19 protein-coding genes and 1 pseudogene are annotated in these 18,259 nt (G+C 70.7%); 8 read left to right on the forward strand and 12 right to left on the reverse strand.

Annotated features, from left to right (window positions below):
* Positions 1-80: 80 nt before the first annotated feature.
* Positions 81-1,115 carry an acyl-CoA dehydrogenase family protein gene (locus AC5DRG_RS03595; protein WP_491807981.1) on the forward strand — a complete coding sequence of 345 codons (1,035 nt, stop codon included), beginning with the start codon at positions 81-83 and terminating at the stop codon, positions 1,113-1,115.
* On the opposite strand, the gene AC5DRG_RS03600 is transcribed toward AC5DRG_RS03595, so the two are convergent.
* The 4 genes and pseudogenes from AC5DRG_RS03600 to AC5DRG_RS03615 form a co-directional block, all read right to left on the reverse strand.
* Entirely contained in the window at positions 1,112-2,257 is a 1,146-nt protein-coding gene (locus tag AC5DRG_RS03600) for an LLM class flavin-dependent oxidoreductase (protein WP_491807982.1), read from the reverse strand. The genes AC5DRG_RS03595 and AC5DRG_RS03600 overlap by 4 nt on opposite strands.
* A gap of 25 nt (positions 2,258-2,282) precedes the next feature.
* A complete protein-coding gene (locus AC5DRG_RS03605) occupies positions 2,283-3,467 on the reverse strand; it encodes an SfnB family sulfur acquisition oxidoreductase (protein ID WP_491807983.1) in 1,185 nt (394 codons plus the stop codon).
* Between the two features lie 5 nt (positions 3,468-3,472).
* Complete coding sequence (gene ssuE, locus AC5DRG_RS03610; RefSeq protein ID WP_491807984.1) at positions 3,473-4,027, reverse strand: NADPH-dependent FMN reductase; 555 nt, start codon at positions 4,025-4,027, stop codon at positions 3,473-3,475.
* A gap of 62 nt (positions 4,028-4,089) precedes the next feature.
* Positions 4,090-4,401 (reverse strand): annotated as a pseudogene (locus AC5DRG_RS03615) (hypothetical protein); the annotation flags it as partial.
* Positions 4,402-4,716: 315 nt separating this feature from the next.
* Here AC5DRG_RS03615 and AC5DRG_RS03620 point away from each other — a divergent pair.
* Positions 4,717-5,652, forward strand: a complete 936-nt coding sequence (locus AC5DRG_RS03620) for a LysR family transcriptional regulator (RefSeq protein WP_491807985.1) — start codon at positions 4,717-4,719, stop codon at positions 5,650-5,652.
* Between the two features lie 3 nt (positions 5,653-5,655).
* Here the strand turns inward: AC5DRG_RS03620 and AC5DRG_RS03625 are convergent, their stop codons facing one another.
* Positions 5,656-5,823: a DUF8839 family protein gene (locus AC5DRG_RS03625; protein WP_491807986.1), complete on the reverse strand. Its 168-nt coding sequence runs from the start codon at positions 5,821-5,823 to the stop codon at positions 5,656-5,658.
* A 225-nt stretch (positions 5,824-6,048) separates the two neighbouring features.
* Here AC5DRG_RS03625 and AC5DRG_RS03630 point away from each other — a divergent pair, with 225 nt between their 5' ends.
* A complete protein-coding gene (locus AC5DRG_RS03630) occupies positions 6,049-6,489 on the forward strand; it encodes an SPW repeat protein (RefSeq protein WP_491807987.1) in 441 nt (146 codons plus the stop codon).
* A gap of 71 nt (positions 6,490-6,560) precedes the next feature.
* On the opposite strand, the gene AC5DRG_RS03635 is transcribed toward AC5DRG_RS03630, so the two are convergent.
* Entirely contained in the window at positions 6,561-7,322 is a 762-nt protein-coding gene (locus tag AC5DRG_RS03635) for an ArsR/SmtB family transcription factor (RefSeq protein ID WP_491812962.1), read from the reverse strand.
* Between the two features lie 67 nt (positions 7,323-7,389).
* Positions 7,390-8,127: a phosphotransferase gene (locus tag AC5DRG_RS03640; RefSeq protein ID WP_491807988.1), complete on the reverse strand. Its 738-nt coding sequence runs from the start codon at positions 8,125-8,127 to the stop codon at positions 7,390-7,392.
* 100 nt (positions 8,128-8,227) lie between these two features.
* Between AC5DRG_RS03640 and AC5DRG_RS03645 the strand changes: the two genes are divergently transcribed.
* Positions 8,228-8,815: a hypothetical protein gene (locus AC5DRG_RS03645; protein ID WP_491807989.1), complete on the forward strand. Its 588-nt coding sequence runs from the start codon at positions 8,228-8,230 to the stop codon at positions 8,813-8,815.
* Here AC5DRG_RS03645 and AC5DRG_RS03650 read toward each other — a convergent pair.
* Positions 8,808-10,250 (reverse strand): hydrolase, encoded by a 1,443-nt coding sequence (locus AC5DRG_RS03650; RefSeq protein ID WP_491807990.1) that lies wholly within the window; start codon positions 10,248-10,250, stop codon positions 8,808-8,810. The genes AC5DRG_RS03645 and AC5DRG_RS03650 overlap by 8 nt on opposite strands.
* 218 nt (positions 10,251-10,468) lie before the next feature.
* Between AC5DRG_RS03650 and AC5DRG_RS03655 the strand changes: the two genes are divergently transcribed.
* Entirely contained in the window at positions 10,469-10,744 is a 276-nt protein-coding gene (locus tag AC5DRG_RS03655; RefSeq protein WP_491807991.1) for a GlsB/YeaQ/YmgE family stress response membrane protein, read from the forward strand.
* A 114-nt stretch (positions 10,745-10,858) separates the two neighbouring features.
* Positions 10,859-11,740 (forward strand): GNAT family N-acetyltransferase, encoded by an 882-nt coding sequence (locus AC5DRG_RS03660; RefSeq protein WP_491807992.1) that lies wholly within the window; start codon positions 10,859-10,861, stop codon positions 11,738-11,740.
* Between the two features lie 287 nt (positions 11,741-12,027).
* Here the strand turns inward: AC5DRG_RS03660 and AC5DRG_RS03665 are convergent, their stop codons facing one another.
* The 3 genes from AC5DRG_RS03665 to AC5DRG_RS03675 are packed head-to-tail and all read right to left on the reverse strand — an operon-like array spanning position 12,028 to position 14,199.
* Positions 12,028-12,954 (reverse strand): NAD-dependent epimerase/dehydratase family protein, encoded by a 927-nt coding sequence (locus AC5DRG_RS03665; protein WP_491807993.1) that lies wholly within the window; start codon positions 12,952-12,954, stop codon positions 12,028-12,030.
* A gap of 39 nt (positions 12,955-12,993) precedes the next feature.
* Positions 12,994-13,770: a GNAT family N-acetyltransferase gene (locus AC5DRG_RS03670; RefSeq protein ID WP_491807994.1), complete on the reverse strand. Its 777-nt coding sequence runs from the start codon at positions 13,768-13,770 to the stop codon at positions 12,994-12,996.
* A gap of 48 nt (positions 13,771-13,818) precedes the next feature.
* Positions 13,819-14,199, reverse strand: a complete 381-nt coding sequence (locus tag AC5DRG_RS03675; RefSeq protein WP_491807995.1) for a MerR family transcriptional regulator — start codon at positions 14,197-14,199, stop codon at positions 13,819-13,821.
* A 60-nt stretch (positions 14,200-14,259) separates the two neighbouring features.
* Here AC5DRG_RS03675 and AC5DRG_RS03680 point away from each other — a divergent pair, with 60 nt between their 5' ends.
* Positions 14,260-15,459 (forward strand): MFS transporter, encoded by a 1,200-nt coding sequence (locus AC5DRG_RS03680; protein WP_491807996.1) that lies wholly within the window; start codon positions 14,260-14,262, stop codon positions 15,457-15,459.
* Positions 15,460-15,731: 272 nt separating this feature from the next.
* Here the strand turns inward: AC5DRG_RS03680 and AC5DRG_RS03685 are convergent, their stop codons facing one another.
* A complete protein-coding gene (locus tag AC5DRG_RS03685) occupies positions 15,732-16,400 on the reverse strand; it encodes a chaplin (protein ID WP_491807997.1) in 669 nt (222 codons plus the stop codon).
* Between the two features lie 271 nt (positions 16,401-16,671).
* Here AC5DRG_RS03685 and AC5DRG_RS03690 point away from each other — a divergent pair, with 271 nt between their 5' ends.
* Positions 16,672-18,234, forward strand: coding sequence for an alpha/beta hydrolase (locus AC5DRG_RS03690; RefSeq protein WP_491807999.1), 1,563 nt, complete (start codon positions 16,672-16,674; stop codon positions 18,232-18,234).
* Positions 18,235-18,259: the final 25 nt, after the last annotated feature.

Consider the following 18,259-nt stretch of genomic DNA (forward strand, 5'->3'; position numbering starts at 1 on the left):
GTCGTGTTCTCTCACCTCCTACACGAACAGCGCACGCCCGGATCGACACCGCGCACGACGACATCGGGAGAATTCTTTCCATGACCATCGCACCGCACCCCCTCCTCGCCCGTGCCCGCCAGCTGGCCGACGGCCTGCTCGCGCCGCACGCCGAGCGTGTCGACCAGGAGAGCGTGCCCGCGAGCCACATCGACGCGGTCAAACGGTCGGGACTGCTCGGAGTGAGCGCGCCGAAGGAGAACGGCGGGGCGGGAGCACCCGGTGCGGTGGCGCGGGAGACCGCGGAGATCCTGGCCGGGGCGTGCTGTGCGACGTGGTTCGTGCAGACGCAGCACCACACACCGGTCCTGACCCTGGCGAAGAGTGAACTCCCCGTGCGGGAACGGCTGTTGGGCCCGCTGTCCCGTGGCGAGCTGCTGTCCGGGGTCGCGTACGCGCACCTGCGCGCCCACCCGCGCATCCCGGTCCGGGTCACGCGCGAGCGCGGCGGCCTGCGCTTCGACGGGATGGTCCCCTGGTACACCGGCTGGGGACTCAACGACGTCATGCTGCTCGCCGGGACGACCGACGCGGACGAGGTGGTTTTCGCCTTCACGGAGGCCCGCGAGCAGCCCGGCCTCAAAGCCTCGCCGCCCATGCGGCTCGCGGCGCTCACCGCCGCGCGCACGGTGTCGCTGGAGCTGGACGGACTGTGGCTGCCCGAGGAGACGGTAGCCCTGCGGGCGCCGTACAAGACATGGGCCGCGACCGACCGCGCGAAGTCCGTGAACACCTCACCGGCGGTCTTCGGGATCGCCGAGGCGGCGCTCGCCCTGCTGGACGACGACACCGCCGGCCCCCTGCGCGCCCGCCTCGAAGAGGTCAGGCGACAGGCCTACGCCTTGGCCGACCATCCGGTTCCGCACGAGTACATCGAGGAACGACTGGCGCTCAGGACGCGCGCGTACGACGTGATGCGGACGGTGACGACCGCGGCCGTCGTGGCCGGGGGCGGGCGGTCCCTGGACCTGAGCAGCCGGGCCCAACGGCTCGCCCGCGAGGGTATGTTCCTGCTGGTCCAGGGCCAGACGGCCGAGGTACGGCGGGCCTACCTCCGCTCGCTGACCTCGGGCTAGTTCGCGAAGGGAACCTGTGCCGCGGGGGTGTTCCGCGAGCCGGCCGGATGCCGCCACAGGCCCTGCGCGGCGAGTCGGGGCAGGACTCCCTCGCCGAACCAGTACGCCTCCTCCAGGTGCGGGTAGCCGGAGAGCACGAACTCGTCGATGCCGAGGGCGTGGTACTCCTTGATCCGCTCGGCGACCTCGTCGTGGCTGCCGACCAGGGCGGTGCCGGCGCCGCCGCGCACCAGGCCGATGCCCGCCCACAGGTTGGGGTGGATCTCCAGGCCGTCGCGGCTGCCGCCGCCGTGCAGGGCGAGCATCCGCTGCTGTCCCTCGGACTCGCTGCGGGCGAGTCCGGCCTGTACGGACTTCACGGTCGCCGGGTCGAAGCCCGCAAGGAGGCGTTCGGCCTCCGCCCACGCCTGCTCGGACGTGTCGCGGGTGATGACGTGCAGCCGGATCCCGAAGCGGAGGGTGCGGCCCTGTGCGGCGGCCAGTCCCCTGATCCAGGCGATCTTCTCGGCGACCTGGGCGGGCGGCTCGCCCCACGTGAGGTAGACGTCCACGTACTTGGCGGCGACCTCTCCGGCGATGGGCGAGGATCCGCCGAAGTACACCTCGGGGACGGGATCGGGTACCCGGGCCAGCTTGGCGTCCTCGACATGGAGGTGCTCTCCGGCCAGGTCGACGGTCTTGCCCTCCCACAACTCCCGTACGACCTCAAGGAATTCTCCGGTACGACGGTAACGGGCGTCCTTGTCCAGGAAGTCGCCGTAGGCACGCTGCTCGTGGCTCTCGCCGCCCGTGACGACATTGAGGAGCAGCCTTCCGCCGCTCTGCCGCTGGAAGGTGGACGCCATCTGCGCGGCGAGCGTGGGTGAGACGAAGCCGGGTCGGAAGGCGACCAGGAACTTCAGGCGTTCGGTGTGCCGGCTGACCATCGCGGTGGTCAGCCACGCGTCCTCGCACCAGGCGCCGGTGGGCGTGAGCGCGCCGACGAAGCCGAGATCCTCGGCGGCGCGGGCGACCTGGCTCAGATAGGCGACCGTCGGCGGCCGGTCCCGTCCGGCGACGGTGACCGGGGTGCCGTGGCCGCCGCCGACGACATGGCGGCTGTCGCCGTTGGTGGGGAGGAACCAGTGGAAGGTGAGGGACACGTGGGTCTCCGATCTGGACAGTTCCTTAGAGGAGGCCGTGGCGGGGTGGCTTCGTCCCGTTCAGCACATGGCGGCCGATGTGCTGGATCTTCCAGCGGGCCGGGTCGTGCAGGGTGTGGGTGCGGGCGTCGCGCCAATGGCGGTGCAGGTTGAGGGAGTTGAGGGCGGAGCGGGTGCCTGCCACCTCGAAGAGGGCGCCCGCGACCTCGACGGCGGTGTGCGCGGAGTGCACCTTGGCGGCGGCGACCGCGAGGGACGCCTCGGCCGCCGAGTCTTCGGTCAGGTCGGCGCGCGCGGCGTCGACCGCGCGGGCCGCCTCGCGCAGCAGCGCCTCGGACGCCCTTACCTGGATGGCGAGTTCACCGAACCGCTGAATCAACAGCGGATCCTCGGCGGCGGTCTCGCCCCCACTCTCGAACCAGGGGCGGCTCTTCGTCCGCACGAACTCGGCGGCCTCGGCCAGCGCTCCCCGGGCGATGCCGGTGTCGATGGCGGCGTGCAGCAACTGGGCGACGGCTCCGTGGAGTTGCGGCCCCTGGAAGGTGAGGTGGTGCGGCAGGACGCGGTCGGCGGGGACCGGGACTCCGTCCAGGCGGACGGTTCCACTGGCCGTCGTACGCTGGCCCATGCCGTCCCAGTCGTCCACGACCGTGAGGCCGGGGGCGTCGCGCGGCACGTAGGCCACATGCAGGTTGCCGTCCTCGGCACGGGCCAGTACGGGGATCCAGTCGGCGAAGAGGGCCCCGGTGGAGTAGTGCTTGACACCCGTCAGGACGTACGAGCCGTCGGGCTCCGGTTCCAGACGGGTGCGGATGTCCTGGACGTGCCGGGTGCCGGCCTCCGACTGGGCGTTACCGAAGCGGCGGCCGGCGAGCAGTTCGGCGAAGAAGAACTTCCGCTGTTCCGGGGTGCCCTGACGGCGGATCACATTGACGTAGACGAAGTGGCTCTGCGGGATCTGGGCGAGGCTGGCGTCGGCCGAGGCGAGCAGCCGGAAGACCTCGGCGAGCGTCTCCTGGCGGACGTCGGCGCCGCCATGCTCGGCGGGGACGGTGACAGCGAGGAGCCCGGAGGCGGACAGGCGGTCCAACTCGGCGCGCGGGAGCCTGCGTTCGGCGTCTCGCTCGGCGGCTCCCGAGCGGAACTCGGCGGCCAGGGCGGCGGCGACGGCGAGGGCCTCGGCGTCGTCCGCGATCACTTGGGCGGTCATCGTGCTCAGCTCGCGGCGGCCAGGTGCCGGGTGCGGCCCAGGGCGGTCGAGAACTGGTCGACCACCTGGGCGAGCGCCTCACCGGCGGCGGGCGCGACGGTGATCGTACCGTCCTCGTGGGCGGTGATGTCCTTGTCCAGGGTGAACCAGCCCTGGACTATGTGGGCCGCGCCCATGGAGCTGAGCACCGGTCGCAGGGCGTAGTCGATGGCCAGGACATGGGCGTTGCTGCCGCCGGTGGCGAGGGGCAGCACGGTCTTTCCGGTGAGGGCGTACTGCGGGAGCAGGTCCAGGAGGGCCTTGAGGACGCCGGAGTAGGAGGCCTTGTAGACGGGGGTACCGACCACGACCCCGTCGGCCCGGGCGAACAGCTCGGTCGCCTCGGCGATGCTCGGGTGCCGGAAGTCCGCGCCCAGCAGCGCCTCGGCGGGGATGGCGCGGACGTCGAGCGGGATCACCGTGTGGCCCTGCGCGATCAGCCGCTTGTCCAGGTGGCGCAGCAGACGGTTGGTGCGGGAGGAGGCGGAGGGGCTGCCGGAAACGGACAGGACGGTGGCCATGGGTCCTCTTTCGGGAGGCCGGGGCGCCACGCAAGTGCGGAGTGGGCGCCCTGGGAGAACGGTCAGGAGTACCGGGCGGGTTCGGGGAGTCGGGACTCCGGCTCGCGTACGAGGGGCAGGACGCGGCGGCCGAAGTACTCAACCTCCTCGTGGTAGTGGAGGAAGCCGAGGAGCAGGAGGTCGACGCCGATCCGCCGGTAGGCGACGATGCGCTCGGCGATCTGCTCGACGACTCCGTCGAAGTCCTTGCCGTTGGAGAAGTACCAGTCGAAGACCCAGCCGGCCATCCGCCGGGCGGCGGTGGAGTTGCCGCCCTGGCTGAGCGCGTAGGCGAATTTCACGGGCTCTGCCGACATACGGAAACTCCTGTTGCGGAGGGATTTCGGGCACGCCGAATTCCACCCGCCCGAAAGACGGTGGAGAACTCAGGCGGTGCGGGAGGGAGAGCGGCGGATCACAGGACGGGGATCAGGCCGCGCAGCAACAGGAGGCGCTGGAGACGCGCGCGAGGTCGACATGGCGTCGCCGCGTGAGGTCCAGTCGCATCATCATGCCTTCGATCGTGGCAGCCGTCTCGGAAGGCAGTCAAGGAAAACCCGACCGGTCTCGTATCGCGGACCACCGAATTTCACGAACGTGTGACAGGGAAACCCTTGAACAGGCGGGGAGTTCGCTCGCATTCTGCGGGCGTGCGGATTGAACAACTGGAATACATCGCGGCGGTCACCCGGCTCGGTTCACTGCGCCGGGCCGCCGAGGAACTGCGGCTTTCCCAGCCCGCGTTGAGCGAAACCGTGCGGAATCTGGAACGGGAGCTGGGCGTCGATCTCCTGGAACGCAAGCGCTCCGGCGCGACGATGAGCGCGGAGGGCCGCGAGCTGCTGCCGCACATCATCAACGTGCTGGACGCGGTGGACCGGTTGCGGGGCGCGGCGGGCGAACAGCACCGCATCAGCCGCATGGTGCGCGTCGGCACCGTGAACGCGGCGACCGTGCCGCTCCTGCTTCCCGTGGTGCGCGACTTCCGCGCCGAGCACCCGCTCACCCAGGTCGAGGTGGTCGGCGCACAGCAGGCGGAGATCCACCGGGCCCTGTCCGAGGGCGGTTTCGACCTCGGTCTGGTCAACCACCTGGACGGCGACGACATCTCGGCCGACTTCGAGTCGACCGAGCTGCTGCGCGGCCGGCCGGTGGTGTGTGTGCGCCCCGACAGCCCGCTGGCGTCCCAGGCCGTGGTCGCGGTGTCCGACCTGCTCACCGAGCCGCTGATCGCCATGCGTTCCGGCTATGTGATGCACCGCTACATCCACCGGCTCCTGGACGGCCGCGGCCCGGCATTCGCGTACTCCACGGACGGCGCCGAGATGGGCAAACTGATGGTCGCGGAGGGGCTGGGAGCGACGGTCCTGCCGGACTTCAGTGTGATCGGGGACCCGCTGGAGCGACGCGGCGCGCTCACCTACCGGCCGATCGCCGACGACACGACCCGGGTGCTGCTGATGCTCCAGCGCCGCAGGGCGGAGTCGGTGCCGCAGGCGGCGCGGGACCTGCACGAGGCGTTCGTCCACCGAGCCCGGGAGCTGGGCGGCGCGCTGACGGATCCGCGCCCGCCAGAGCCGTCGTAGGCGTCAGTCGTCTTCGGAGGTGCGCTCCACCACCAGGAACGCGTCGGCCTTCAGGTCCATCACCACGGTCGCGGGCCGGCCCTCGGCACGGCGGCGGGCCGCGTACTCCTCCGCGGGCCACGATCCGCGCGGAGCTCCGGCGGGGAACCGCTCCAACACCTTCGCGCCCATAGCGCAGGCACCTCCACCTCGATCGTCGACCGCAACGGACCGCTCACTCTCGGTCCGTCTGCCCGCGATCCGCTGGGACATGCGCGCGGGTCTGCGCCACTCCGGTCTCTGCCTGCCCTCTGACCTCTACACATAAAGGAGAAATAAGAGCAGAATGGAGGTACGCGGCGCTTACCGCATACCGCACCAGACGCGGTCAGGCCTGCTAGTCAAAGGAGACGAGTCATGGCCAACGTCTCGCCCACCAGAGGTGACATAACCAGCCACCCTGATGTTTCCGAAATGCGGGCACGCTACGCCCGTATGCTCGGCGGTCGCGATGTGGCGCTCGTGGACGGACCGGTGTTCCTGCTCGGTCTGTACTGCGCCGTATCCCCGTGGATACTCCACTACACGACAAGCCAGCCCGACCTCGTGCCGCACAACCTGATCGTCGGCATCGCGATCGGTCTGCTGGCTCTCGGCTTCACCACGACTCCGGAGCGGATGTACGGGCTCAGCTGGGCCACGTGCGCCCTGGGTGTCTGGATGATCGTCTCGCCGTGGATCGTCGGCGAGAGCCCGGACGCGGGCGTCGTGCTCAACAACATCATCATCGGCGCCCTGGCTGTGGTCCTGGGGCTGATGTGCGCCCTTACGGCGGCGAAGAGCGCCCCCAAGGCCTAGACCTCACTCCGAAAGGAAGCGCCCCGGCCGGTCCGCGCAGCGCGGACCGGCCCTCTTCCGCCCGTTCGACGTCACGGCACCAGCCACGGCTCCTGGGGCAGCGGACTGCCGGTCTCCAGCAGGGACTTGAGGTTGGAGAGCACGGCGGGCCAGCCGGACGACACGTCGGAGAGCTCGCCCGCGTCGGCGAGGTCCTCGTGGGTGACGGTGAGACGCACGATGTCCTGGTGCGGCCGGATGTCGAAGGAGACTCGGGAGTACGTGCCCTCCTTGCCCTCGTTCTCGGGCGCGCCCCACGTCGTGACCAGGCGGGTAGGAGGCTCGCTCTCCACGACGGTGCCGATCACGTCGGCGATGCCGGAGCCGTCCGTACGGACATGTTCCCAGCGGGAGCCGGTCCGCCAGTCGGATTCGTTGCGGTGGCCCCAGTAGGCGGCGGTCAGGTCGGCGTCGGTGAGCGCTTCCCAGACCTTCTCGGGCGTGCTGCGGATGTAGGTGACGTACACGTAGGTGGGCTTGTCGGTCATGGTTTCCTCGGCTCGTCGCTTCAGGGCGCCGAGCGCGCGCAGTCGCGGGCGCTCGAACTTGTCGATCCACCGCTCCTGGATCTCGTGGAGCGGGACCGGGTTGAGGTAGTGCAGCTTCTCCCGCCCCCGCCGCACTGTGCTGACCAGGTTCGCGGCCTCCAGGACGGCGAGATGCTGCGTCACCGACTGACGTTTCATGTCGATGCGCTCGCACAGCTCTCCGAGGGTCTGGCCGTTGTGCTCGTGCAGCCGGTCCAGCAACCGTCTGCGCGTGTCGTCGGCCAGCGCCTTGAAGACCTGGTCCATCCCCGAGTCGTCATCTGATCGCACACTCAACGTTATGCAGGCAATTGCCTGCATGTCAATGCCGGGGTCAGCCGAGGCGCGCGCCGAGTTCGTCGCGGTGGGCCGCCACCCACGCGTACGCCTCGCGCACCGCGTCCACGACGCCCCGCTCCCGCAGCCCTGCCATGCCCGGCTCGCCCCGCGCCGCACCCGCCTCGATGCCCCTCCAGCACCGGTCCTGCCACCACAGGATCGTGTCGAGGAGCCGGTCGGTCGTGTCGAGGCCGTACGCGTCGCAGATCAGCCGGATCCGACGCGCGGCTTCCGGCACGTCGGACACGTTCGGGCCGAGGTCCAGGTACTGCCAGCACACATGGGCGACATCGTGGACCCGCTCCCCCGGAGCGGCGAGATCCCAGTCGATGAAAGCCAGCGGGCGCCACCGCGCGCCGTCGACGGCGTAGACGGTGTTCTTCGGGGCCAGGTCGTTATGACAGACCACGTCCTCGTCGCCCGCCAACGCCGAACCGTGCGTCAGGTCGTGGAACTCCCGGACGAGGCGGGCGACTTGGACCAGGCTCGCGTCGGTGCGCGCCGCGAATCGCTCCCCGGCGCTCACGGCCGCCCGTCCTTCGAGATAGCCGTACATCTCGCGGCCCTGTTCGTCCGAGCCCAGGAAGCGCGGAGCCGCGCGCCAACCGTGCCGCTCGAAGAGCGCGAGCACCTCGTGTACGTAACCCGACCGGCCCGACGCCGTACGTCGCACCGTGTCCCCCGCCCGGACCACGGCATTGACCGCTCCGCCACCCAGCACCGACTCGTCCATCCGACGTCCTCTCCGTAGCACCGACCGCGCGGGCCCGACATCCCCTGGCACCGATGAAACCCGGTCGCCCGGCGCCGGTGCCCTCCGGCACGCTGGTTCGATGACACAGGCCGAGGTACTGCTCATCGGGGGACGCGCGGGAGTCGGTAAGACGACGGTGGGATGGGAGGTTTCGGCGCGGCTGCGCGGTGCCGAGGTGGCCCATGCCGTGATCGACGGCGACTTCATGGGGCAGGTGCATCCGGCGCCCGAGGGCGATCCGCGACGGGCTGTCATCGGCGAGCGGAACCTGGCCGCCGTCTGGCGGAATTACGCGGAGCTCGGATACCGGCGGCTCGTCTACACCAACACCGTATGCGTGTTGGAGGAGGCGGGGGCCATGTTCCGGCGGGTGATGGGGGACGACGTACGGATGGTGCGTGTATTGCTGACCGCCACCGACGAGACGGCCGAACTACGGCTGACCGGGCGGGAACTCGGGTCCGAGCTGGCGCACGAGCTGGCTGGCAGTGCGCGCAAGGCGCGGCTCCTGGACGAGCGGGCGTCCGACGGCACCCTGCGGGTGGCGACCGACGGGCGCACAGTCGTCGACATCACGGACGAGGTGGTCGCCGCCACCGGGTGGGTGGTGGATCGCCGGTGGCCGCGTCCAGGCGCCACCGGCGAAACCGTCGTACGGCTCAGCTGACGTTGAGCGCGGTGTCGTCGATGACGAACGACGTCTGGAGGGTGGAGCCTTCGACGCCGGTGAACTTGATGGTGGCGGTGGTGCCGGCCAGCGAGGAGACGCTGAAGCTCTTGAGAGCGTATCCGCTTGCGGCGTTGAGGTTGGAGTAGGTGGCCAGGGTGGTGGATCCGGCGGTGACCGTCAGCTTGTCGTACGCGGTGCTGGTGGTGGTCTCCGCCGTGTCGATGTGCAGATAGAAGCTGAGCGTGGCCGTGGTGCAGCCGGACGGGATGGTCACCGACTGGGAGAGCGTGTCCGTGTGGGCCGATCCGTAGCCGTCGAGCCAGGCGTAGTAGGAGCCGGTGCGGGCGGACTCGCTGCTGGAGTTGGTGATGACGCCGCTGGTGGCGGTCCAGGTGCTGCTGCCCGACTCGAAGCCGTTGTTGCCGAGGAGCTGGGCCGCGGTGCACGTGCCGCCGTCGTCTCCACCGTCGTCACCGCCCCCGCTGTCGGTGGCACCGGAGAGCCATTCGGTGGCGTTGAGGGCGAGTTCGGCGTTGGTGGCGCCGGTGTCGTTCCAGCCGTCGTACAGGGTGTTGCCGGACTGGCCCGTGTCGTCGTCGATCGGGGAGCTGTCACCCCAGAAGGCGACCCGGCCGCTGCCGAAGGTGCTGGTGGCGAAGAAGGCCCCGGTGTTGCCGGAGTAACCGGTGCGGTAGAGCAGGCCCTTGACGTTGGAGTTGTCGGCGGGCTTGAGGGTGGCCGTCGTACCGCTGGCGATGAGGCTCTTGGTGACCGTGCCGAAGGAGCCGTGGAGGACGGCGTTCGTGCTGTCGCTGATCGCCGACGGGTAGTCGGAGCTGATGCTCAGCGAGTCGACGGAGAAACCGAACGGGTCGGTCGAGTCGACGCTGTTGTTGGTCATCAGGTCGTTGAGGATCTCGACCGCGTCCTCGCCGTCGTTGTTACGGTCGGCGCCGGTGTGGTCGGACACCATGAACAGCCCGCCGCCGTTCTGCACGAACGTCATGATGGCGGTCTTCTCGGCGGTCGTGAACAGCGTGTTGGGCTCGGGCAGCACGAACGTGTCGAAGTTCGACAGGTCGGTGGCGGCCGAGGTGCCGTACGTGATCGAGCTGCCCGAAGGCAGTGTCTTGAGGCTGTAGTTGCCGGTCTGCTGCAGGGCGACGCCCCACGAGGAGATGGCGCCGGTCCAGTCGCTCTCGGAGGACGGCGAGGAGTCCTCACCGAGCGGGTCTGGCTGGCTGGTGGAGATGATCCAGTCGGCGTTGCCGGCCGTCTCGGCGTGGGCGTTGTCGAACAGGATGCGATAGGGGGTGGCCGCGTGGGCCGGCGTGGCACTGGTGGAGACCTGGAGGGCGGCTCCTGTGACGAGCAGCCCCAACCCGGCCAGAGCACTGGTCAGTCTGCGGCGGGATCTTCCGGATCCAAGCATCCGACGAACCTCCGTGTGGGGTGGAAGAGAGGCGGTGCGGGGCGCCAAGTCTGCGCGCGTAGAACGGTGATCGACTGTTCTACACGCGTGGAACGATTGAAAGGTACATGGCATGTCGGGGCGGTGAACAGAGAATCGCCCACGAAAGCGGGGCGGACTGCCTGCGGCTCCAGCGGGAACACGCAACTCATCGGGGGTTACGACAAAGAGGGGCGGAGATGGAGATCTCAGGCATCATCAGCGCCATCATTATCGGCATCATCATCGGTGTGCTGGGGCGGCTCGTCGTACCGGGCCGTCAGCGCATCGGCATCCTGTGGACGATCGGCGTCGGCATCGTGGCCGCGCTGCTCGGCTCGGCGATCGCGGCCGGGTTCGACGTGCAGGACACCAAGGGCGTGGACTGGGTCGAGTGGCTCATCCAGATCGGCCTCGCCGCACTGGGCGTCGCCGCGCTGGACCGGACGAGGTCAAGGCCGAGGACGCGCCGCTGACGGCACGCCTGGGCGACGGCGCAGGGCCGGCCCGACTAATTCCGTTGCGTACGGCGGCGAGCCGCGGCTAGGTTCTGCGGGCTCGCCGCCCCACTCGACCGTGACGGAGCCCCGTTGACCCTGCGCATCACGCCGCTGACCGATCCCGAACCCGGCGCCTCCGGCCGCCGTCTGGCCTGGCTGGCCTCCGGCGCCGACGGAGTGCCGGTCGGTTCCGCCTTCCTGCGGCTGTTTCTGAGGGCGGGTCAGGAGCACCTGGCCGAACTGGAGATCGCGGTCCACGGCGCCGAGCGGCGTCAGGGGGTCGGCACCCGGCTGCTGGAGGCGGCCGTCGCGGCGGCACGGGCGGACGGTCGTCGCTCACTCCTCGCCCAGGCCGAACAGGGCTCCCCCGCCGACCAGTTCCTGGCGGCGCGAGGCTTCACACAGGTGCTCTCCCTCACGTACGCCAGGCTGTCCCTGGCCGACGCCGACCTCGCGGCGATCGGGGAACTGACCGAACGGCCCCACCCGGCCTACCGGTTGACGGACTGGGACGGCACGGTGCCCGACGAGCTCGCCCAGTCGTACGCGGCCTCGCGGCGCGCCATGGACGACATGCCCATGGAGGACACCGACTACGGCACGGTCGTCTGGGATGTGGAACGGGTGGTCGCGGCGGCCGAGGCGGTCGCGGGGCGCGGGGACCTGCTGCACACCGTCGCCGCGGTGGACACGGTGGACGGCACCGTGGTCGGTTTCTCCGAACTCGTCGTGCCCGGCGACGGGTTGGGCGATGCCCAGCACTACGGCACGGCGGTGCTCCCCGAACACCGTGGACACGGCCTCGCCCGCTGGATGAAGGCGGCCTCCATCCTGCGGGCCCGGCAGCGCCACCCGCTGCTCGCCGGTCTCCTCACCGACACCGCGGACGGCAACGCGCCGATGCGCGCGGTGAACGACGCGCTCGGGTACCTGCCCACGCACCGGGCGGTCGAGTACCAACTCGGCCTCTGAGCCCGTTCCTCCGCGCACCGCGCAGGACTACGGTGACGGAATACGGGAGTGTCCGGGTCAGGCCCGCCGATGTTGCTCCCCACGTCATCGGCGGGCCAGCCGCCTCTACCGTGCGCCCCAACCCGAGCGGGAGTGACCAGGCGCCGCGGGAGGCTGTCCCCCGTGGGGTGGTCCGTGCACCCCATGCCATCAGAGTCGCAGCGGCACCGAGCGGGCGCGCGGGGCCAACCGGCCCTCGGCGAGGGCCCGTTCGGCCCCCGCTGGGCATATGCGGACCGCGACTGCGTTCAACGCCCCCTCTTCATCGCGGCCAGACCGTCACGGGCCGACGCATGGGCGGGACGCCAGCCCAGTTCCCGTTCCGCCTTCGCCGCGGACACCCGCATCGACGACTCCATGACCGTGTGGACGTACGACATCGGCTTCACCAGCCACAGCGGTACGGACATCGGCCTCGGCACCCCGAACTCCTCGGCCACGCACAGCACATGGGACCGGAAGCCGAGCGGGGCGCGGTCCACGATGTTGTACGCCTCGCCCGGGCGCCCGCGTTCGACGGCGGCGACGACCGCGCTCGCCGCGTCGGTCAGTTCGATCCACGGCAGGACCCGGCCGCGGTCGTTCGGAAGGGGCAACTGACGCTTGCGCAGCATGGACAGGATGGCGTCGGTGCCGCCGGGGCCGTAGAACAGGCCGAAGCGGAGTGCGATGCCGTCCAACCCGGCCGCCTCGAAGGTCAGTTGCTCCTTGACGCGCATGGCACCGACGTGCCGTTCCAGTTCGGGCGAGGTGCCGTGCGGGCCGAAGGTGTCGTTCTCGGTGATCTCCTGGTCGCCGTGGTCGCCGTAGCCGTAACCGAAGATCATCGACTCGGACACGAAACGGCGGGCGCCGGTCGCCTGCGCGGCCTCGATGAGGTGTGCGGTGCCGTCGGTGCGCAGCGCGTTCGTGGCGTGCATGTCGCGGTGGCGCAGGGGCGGCTTGCGCAGGCCGGTGGCCGCGTGGATCACGGTGTCGAAGTGGTGTCCGTCGACGGCCCGCAGCAGCGCGTCGCGGTCCATGAGGTCGGCCCGGACTCCGCTCGTCGCCGACCGGCCGAGGCCGGTGACCTTGTGTCCGGCGTCGGTCAGGGCCCGGGTGATGTGCCGGCCGAAGACACCGCTCGCGCCCGCCAGGAGGATGCTCTGATTGCTCTGGTTCGTCGTCATGACCATGCGACGGATCGGGCGGGCGCGGATGTGACATCCGCGGCGCTACGGGACGTACACGTACGGCGTCGTCGTGGTCAGGGGCGCGAAGCCGAGGCGTTCCAGGACGGGGCGGCTCTGGCTCATGGCGTCGACCTGGAGGTACCGGTAGCCGCGGTCCACGGCGGCGCGGGCGCGGTGGGCGACCAGGGCGCGGTAGATGCCTCGTCCGCGCCAGGCCTCCACGGTGCCGCCGCCCCAGAGGCCGGCGAAACGGGAGCCGGGCACGAGTTCCATGCGGGCCGCGCTCACCGGCACGTCGCCGTCGAGGGCGACCACCGCGACGACCGTGTCCGGTTCGGCGGTGAGCCGGGCGAGCAGCTGGTGCCGCAGCCGTGTGCTGTCCGTGCCGAAGGCCTTCTCGTGCACGTCCGCCACGAGGTCGACGCCCGCCCGGTCGGTGACGGGCAGGACGCGGATGCCCTCGGGCGGGTCGGTGTCCAGGTCGAGAGCGTTGACCTCGGCGATCATCAGCGTCTCTTCTGGCTCGGGGGTGAAGCCGGCCGCCGCGAGCCGGTGTCCGAGGTCCATCGGCAGGTCGTGACCGTAGAGCTTCCACTCGAATTCGAGGCCGAGCCCGGTGAAGTACGCGACCTGCGCGGCGATCGCCTCGTCGGCGCCGGCCTCGTCCAGGTCGGACCAGACGACACCGTTCCAGCCCTGCTCGGAGGCGACTTGGCGCACCACCCTGCCGACCCGCTCGATCCGGGCTCCGGGGCCGTCGGGCTGCGCCCCCTCACGGATGTCGCGATCGAAGAGAGCGAGTACCCCGGCATGATCCATGGGATCACTCCATCATCCGGGGCCAATCGTGGCAATGGGTTAAGACCACTACGACGGAATCGCGTCGTCCGGTTGCACCGCCGCCAGATACGCGCGCAGCCGGTCGCGGTTGCGGGCCAGGCAGTCGATGCGGGCCTGGATGCGGTCGACCTCGCCGCGCAGCAGGGCGGCCGTCTCCGGGGTCAGGCACTCGGGGTGGAGGTGGATCTCCTCGGGGCCGGACAGATACGGCAGGATGGCTCGGATCATCTCGGTGGTGAGCCCCGAGTCCAGCAGTCCGCGGATCTGCTGGACGTCCCGGACCGCCTGCTCGCCGTAGGAGCGGTAGCCGTTTTCGGCCCGTTCGGGGTGCAGCAGGTCCTGTTCCTCGTAGTAGCGCAGCAGCCGCGTGGGGACGCCGGTGCGCCGCGAGAGCTCGCCGATCTTCATGACTGCCTCCGGCGGTCGCCCTTGCCTTTCACACTGATGTGAAGGTTTCAGCATGGTCGCATGTCCTCCGCATCCTTGGCCAAGGGCACCGCCGTGCCGGCCGCGCTGCCGTGGTCCGGGCTGCTCGCCCTGTCCACCGCCGCCTTCACCGCCGTCGTGACCGAACTGCTCCCCGCCGGCCTGCTCCCCCGGATGGCACCGGCGCTGGGCGTCTCCGAGGCGCGGGCCGGTTTCCTCGTCACCGGTTACGCGCTCGCCTCCTTCGCGGCCGCGATCCCGCTCACCGCCCTGCTGCGCGGACTTCCGCGCCGGCCCGTGCTCGTCGGCGCGCTGCTCGGCTTCGCGTGCGCCAACGCGGTGGTCGCGCTGTCGTCGTCGTACGCCCTCGTCTTCACGGCCCGGCTCCTGGCCGGGGCCATGGGCGGCACGCTGTGGGCGATGCTCGTGGGGTACGCGGCACGGATGGTGCCCGTCGAGCGGCGCGGCCGGGCGATCGCGGTCGTGCTGGCCGGGATCACGCTCGCGCTGTCCCTGGGCGTGCCGGCCGGCACCGCGCTGGCCGGGGTGTTCGGCTGGCGCGCGGCCTTCGGCCTGCTGGCCGGGCTCGCGCTGCTGCTGGCGGGCTGGGTGCGGTGGCGGGTGCCCGGTTTCCCGGGTGAGGCGCCGGACGCGCGCGTGCCGCTCGTGCGGGTGGCCGTGCTGCCGGGGATTCCCGCCGTCCTGACCGTCACGCTGTTCCTGCTCCTTGGCCATCAGGTGATGTACACGTACGTCGCGCCGTTCGCGGAGCACGCCGGGTTCGGCCGTACGGGGCTGGTGCTGCTGGTGTTCGGGATGGCGACCGTCGTCGGCATCTGGATCACGGGGGTGCTGGTCGACCGGTGGCTGCGGCCGACCCTGCTCGCTGCTCTGGCGCTGATCGCGGCCGTGATGCTCGTACTCGGCCACCGCTCCGGCGCTCCCGGCGTGCTCCTGGCCTGCGTCGCGCTGTGGGGTGCCGCCTTCGGTGGTGCGCCGACGCTGATCCAGACCGCGTTGGTCGACGCCTCGGGGCCCGCGAACGCCGATGTGGCCACGTCCTTGCAGACCACGGTGTACAACGCGGGCATCGCGGCGGGCTCGCTCACCGGGGGCGTCGCCCTGGCGGGCGGGGGCGCGGGGGTACTGCCCTGGACGGCACTTCCCCTGATCCTGGTCGCGCTCGCCGCGGTTGTGCTCGGGCGGCGGTACGCGTTTCCGGCCGGGCGTCGACGGACGTAGCCTGCGCATCGGAGACCACCTCGCGAGAAGGGCTGCACGTCGTGGCCGTGCAGGTCACCGAACTGCCGTACCTGTGCCGTTGCGTGGAGCTGGCGGCCGAGGCTCCGGAGTCCGGGGACGAGCCGTTCGGTTCTGGTGGGCAGCGACGGAACGGTGCCCGAACTGACGTGGGAGGTGCGCGAGTTGCGTCGTCCGCGACCCGCGCGGAGGCCCCACCGGTCACGGATCCGGTGGGGCCTTCCGTGCTCCGTCCTGCGGCTCGGAGGGCGGTGTCAGCGCTCCGCGCCGGGGCGGAAGCGGCGGTACAGGGCGGCTCCGCCCAGGACCAGCGCCGCGCTTCCGGCGACGGCCGGCAGGGTCGCGTCCGTGCCCGTGTGGGCGAGGGAGGCCGGCGGCTGCGGCCCGGCGTGCGGGACCGACCTCGGTTCCGGGTGGGCCTTGGGCGGGGCGGGCGGCCTCGGGGCCGGCTTCGTGGGGTGGTGGGGGCGGTCGCCGGGGGTGTTCGTGGACTGGTTGCCGACAGCCGCGTTGCCGGCGCCGACCACGCTCACGGTGTTGCCGCTCACGTTCACCGGGAGGTGGACGGGGAGGTGCACCCCGTTGCCGGAGATCACACCGGGTGAATCCTTTCCGCTGCCCTGAGCAGCAGCCCCACCAGGCGTGCCATCCGGGGCCTGCCCCGTGTCCTCATTGGCGCATTCGTTGCCCGCGGCGGGATTGAGGAGCCCCACCACGTTCACGGTGTTCCCGCACACGTTCACGGGGACGTGCACCGGGAGCTGGACGGTGTTGCCGGAGATCAGCCCCCGCGAGCCTGCCGCGGCGCCGTCCGCCGCGGCGCCCCCCTCAGCCGCAAATGCGGCGGTCACCGGCATCGTCACAGCCATCGCGCCGCATGCGGCGGCGACGGCGATCACACCGTTTCGGGTAACCCTTCTCATAGGTTCCCTGCCTTCCAGACATGGTCACGGGCACTCGCCCGCACCGGTTAAAACGCAGGCGAACCATCCGAGTTATGGCTTATCGGCCTTTCACTCCATCGAGCGTCACGGTTATCGAACTGGCGCCAAATCACTTGTATGCGCAATGAACGCGCGCAGGGTAGGACACCCGGCACCGTTCCGCTCGCCCGGAGGCGAGGTCGCAGGGGCCCGCCTATCGTGATCGAGGGCACTGGTCCCCGTCCGCAGCGCGACGTCCCTGGAGGCATCGATGCCGGCCCTGCTGTCAACGCGGCCCGCGGCCGTCCGGCGCTGCGCGTACGTCTCAGCCGTCACGCTGGCCCTGCTGGCAGCGGGGCTGCCCGCGGCGGGCGGCGAGCCCGACCTGAGCCGGTTCTACCGGCAGAAGGTCAAGTGGTCGGCCTGCGAGGGCCTGTACCTGCCCAAGGATCTCCAGTGCGGCAAGGTGACCGTGCCCCTCGACTACGCGAGGCCCGGCGGCGCAACGCTCGACGTGGCGCTGGCCCGCTACCGGGCGACGGGGAAGTCACGTGGCTCGGTACTGCTGAACTTCGGCGGTCCCGGCGGCGCGGGCATCAGCCAACTCGGCTTCGGCGGCAAGGAGTTCATGGGGCTGACCAACGGCTACGACGTGGTCACCTTCGATCCCCGCGGTGTCGGCAGGTCCTCGCCGGTCAGTTGCGGCGACGGTGCCGACGAGGCCTACGCCGCCACGGAGGAGAGTGCGGACGAGGTCGATCCGCAGGCCGTGCTCAAGCAGTTGCGGGAGGCGGCCGCCGCCTGCGCCAAGCACTCCGGCCCGGTTCTCCCCCACATAGGCACCGTCAACGCCTCACGGGACATGGACGTGATGCGCCAGGCCCTCGGCGACAAGAAGCTCAACTACCTGGGCTTCTCCTACGGAACCCGGCTCGGCGCGGTGTACGCGGCCCAATTCCCCAAGAAGGTCGGCCGGTTGGCCTTCGACGGCGTCGACACCCTCACCGAACCGCTGTCCGAGCAGGGGATCGTGGGCGCCGAGGGACAGCAGACCGCGCTGGACGACTTCATCGACTGGTGCGCCGAGGACATCGCCTGTCCGTTCGGGCAGGATCCGCGCACGGCCCGGGAGGAGGTCGTACGGCTGGTGGACTCGCTCGACGAGGACCCGGTGCCCACGGACCTCGGTGACGAGTTCGCCGGGCAGGATCTCGTGGGCGCCATCGGCCAGGGCCTCTACAGCAAGCAGACGTGGCCCCTGCTCGAACGCGCCCTCGCCTCGCTGGTGGAGGACGGGGACACGCGCGGGATCATGGCGTTCTCGTCCGGCGGGGCCGCCCGGCCGCAAGGGGACGGTGACGGCGGGCTCGTCGACGAGGAGGACGTCCCCTTCGACAACCTCCCGGCGGCGCTGATGGCGATCAACTGCGCGGACGACCCCGACCGGCCCACCGCCGACCAGGTCACCGAGGACCTCGACCGGCTGCGCGCCGATTACGAGGAGGCGTCGCCGGTCTTCGGCGAGTACCGGCTCACCCAGGTGCTCATGTGCTATGGCCGCCCCAAGGGCACCGACTTCATCCGCGACGAGGTGAAGGACGTACACACGTCGAAGATGCTCCTGGTCGGCACACGCGGCGATCCCGCGACGCCGTACCGCTGGACCGTGGAGACCGCGAAGCGGCTCGGCCCCTCGGCCGTCGTGCTCGACAACAAAGGTGAGGGCCACACCGGTTACGGCTCCTCGAAGTGCGTGCACCGCAAGGTCGACGACTTCCTGCTGTACGGCTCCCTGCCTGCGGACGGCAGCTCCTGTGCGGCGGACGACGACTGAACACCAAGGCGACTGAACACTAAAG

It is taken from the genome of Streptomyces sp. JLBG701, assembly GCF_058544905.1.

Excerpts from the sequence above, each read along its gene's own strand:
- AC5DRG_RS03595 (WP_491807981.1), top strand. The coding sequence starts at position 81 with ATGACCATCGCACCGCACCCCCTCCTCGCCCGTGCCCGCCAGCTGGCC.
- AC5DRG_RS03605 (WP_491807983.1), bottom strand. The coding sequence starts at position 3,467 with ATGACCGCCCAAGTGATCGCGGACGACGCCGAGGCCCTCGCCGTCGCC.
- ssuE (WP_491807984.1), bottom strand. The coding sequence starts at position 4,027 with ATGGCCACCGTCCTGTCCGTTTCCGGCAGCCCCTCCGCCTCCTCCCGC.
- AC5DRG_RS03625 (WP_491807986.1), bottom strand. The coding sequence starts at position 5,823 with ATGGGCGCGAAGGTGTTGGAGCGGTTCCCCGCCGGAGCTCCGCGCGGA.
- AC5DRG_RS03630 (WP_491807987.1), top strand. The coding sequence starts at position 6,049 with ATGGCCAACGTCTCGCCCACCAGAGGTGACATAACCAGCCACCCTGAT.
- AC5DRG_RS03635 (WP_491812962.1), bottom strand. The coding sequence starts at position 7,322 with ATGGACCAGGTCTTCAAGGCGCTGGCCGACGACACGCGCAGACGGTTG.
- AC5DRG_RS03640 (WP_491807988.1), bottom strand. The coding sequence starts at position 8,127 with ATGGACGAGTCGGTGCTGGGTGGCGGAGCGGTCAATGCCGTGGTCCGG.
- AC5DRG_RS03645 (WP_491807989.1), top strand. The coding sequence starts at position 8,228 with ATGACACAGGCCGAGGTACTGCTCATCGGGGGACGCGCGGGAGTCGGT.
- AC5DRG_RS03650 (WP_491807990.1), bottom strand. The coding sequence starts at position 10,250 with ATGCTTGGATCCGGAAGATCCCGCCGCAGACTGACCAGTGCTCTGGCC.
- AC5DRG_RS03655 (WP_491807991.1), top strand. The coding sequence starts at position 10,469 with ATGGAGATCTCAGGCATCATCAGCGCCATCATTATCGGCATCATCATC.
- AC5DRG_RS03665 (WP_491807993.1), bottom strand. The coding sequence starts at position 12,954 with ATGGTCATGACGACGAACCAGAGCAATCAGAGCATCCTCCTGGCGGGC.
- AC5DRG_RS03670 (WP_491807994.1), bottom strand. The coding sequence starts at position 13,770 with ATGGATCATGCCGGGGTACTCGCTCTCTTCGATCGCGACATCCGTGAG.
- AC5DRG_RS03675 (WP_491807995.1), bottom strand. The coding sequence starts at position 14,199 with ATGAAGATCGGCGAGCTCTCGCGGCGCACCGGCGTCCCCACGCGGCTG.
- AC5DRG_RS03680 (WP_491807996.1), top strand. The coding sequence starts at position 14,260 with ATGTCCTCCGCATCCTTGGCCAAGGGCACCGCCGTGCCGGCCGCGCTG.
- AC5DRG_RS03685 (WP_491807997.1), bottom strand. The coding sequence starts at position 16,400 with ATGAGAAGGGTTACCCGAAACGGTGTGATCGCCGTCGCCGCCGCATGC.
- AC5DRG_RS03690 (WP_491807999.1), top strand. The coding sequence starts at position 16,672 with ATGCCGGCCCTGCTGTCAACGCGGCCCGCGGCCGTCCGGCGCTGCGCG.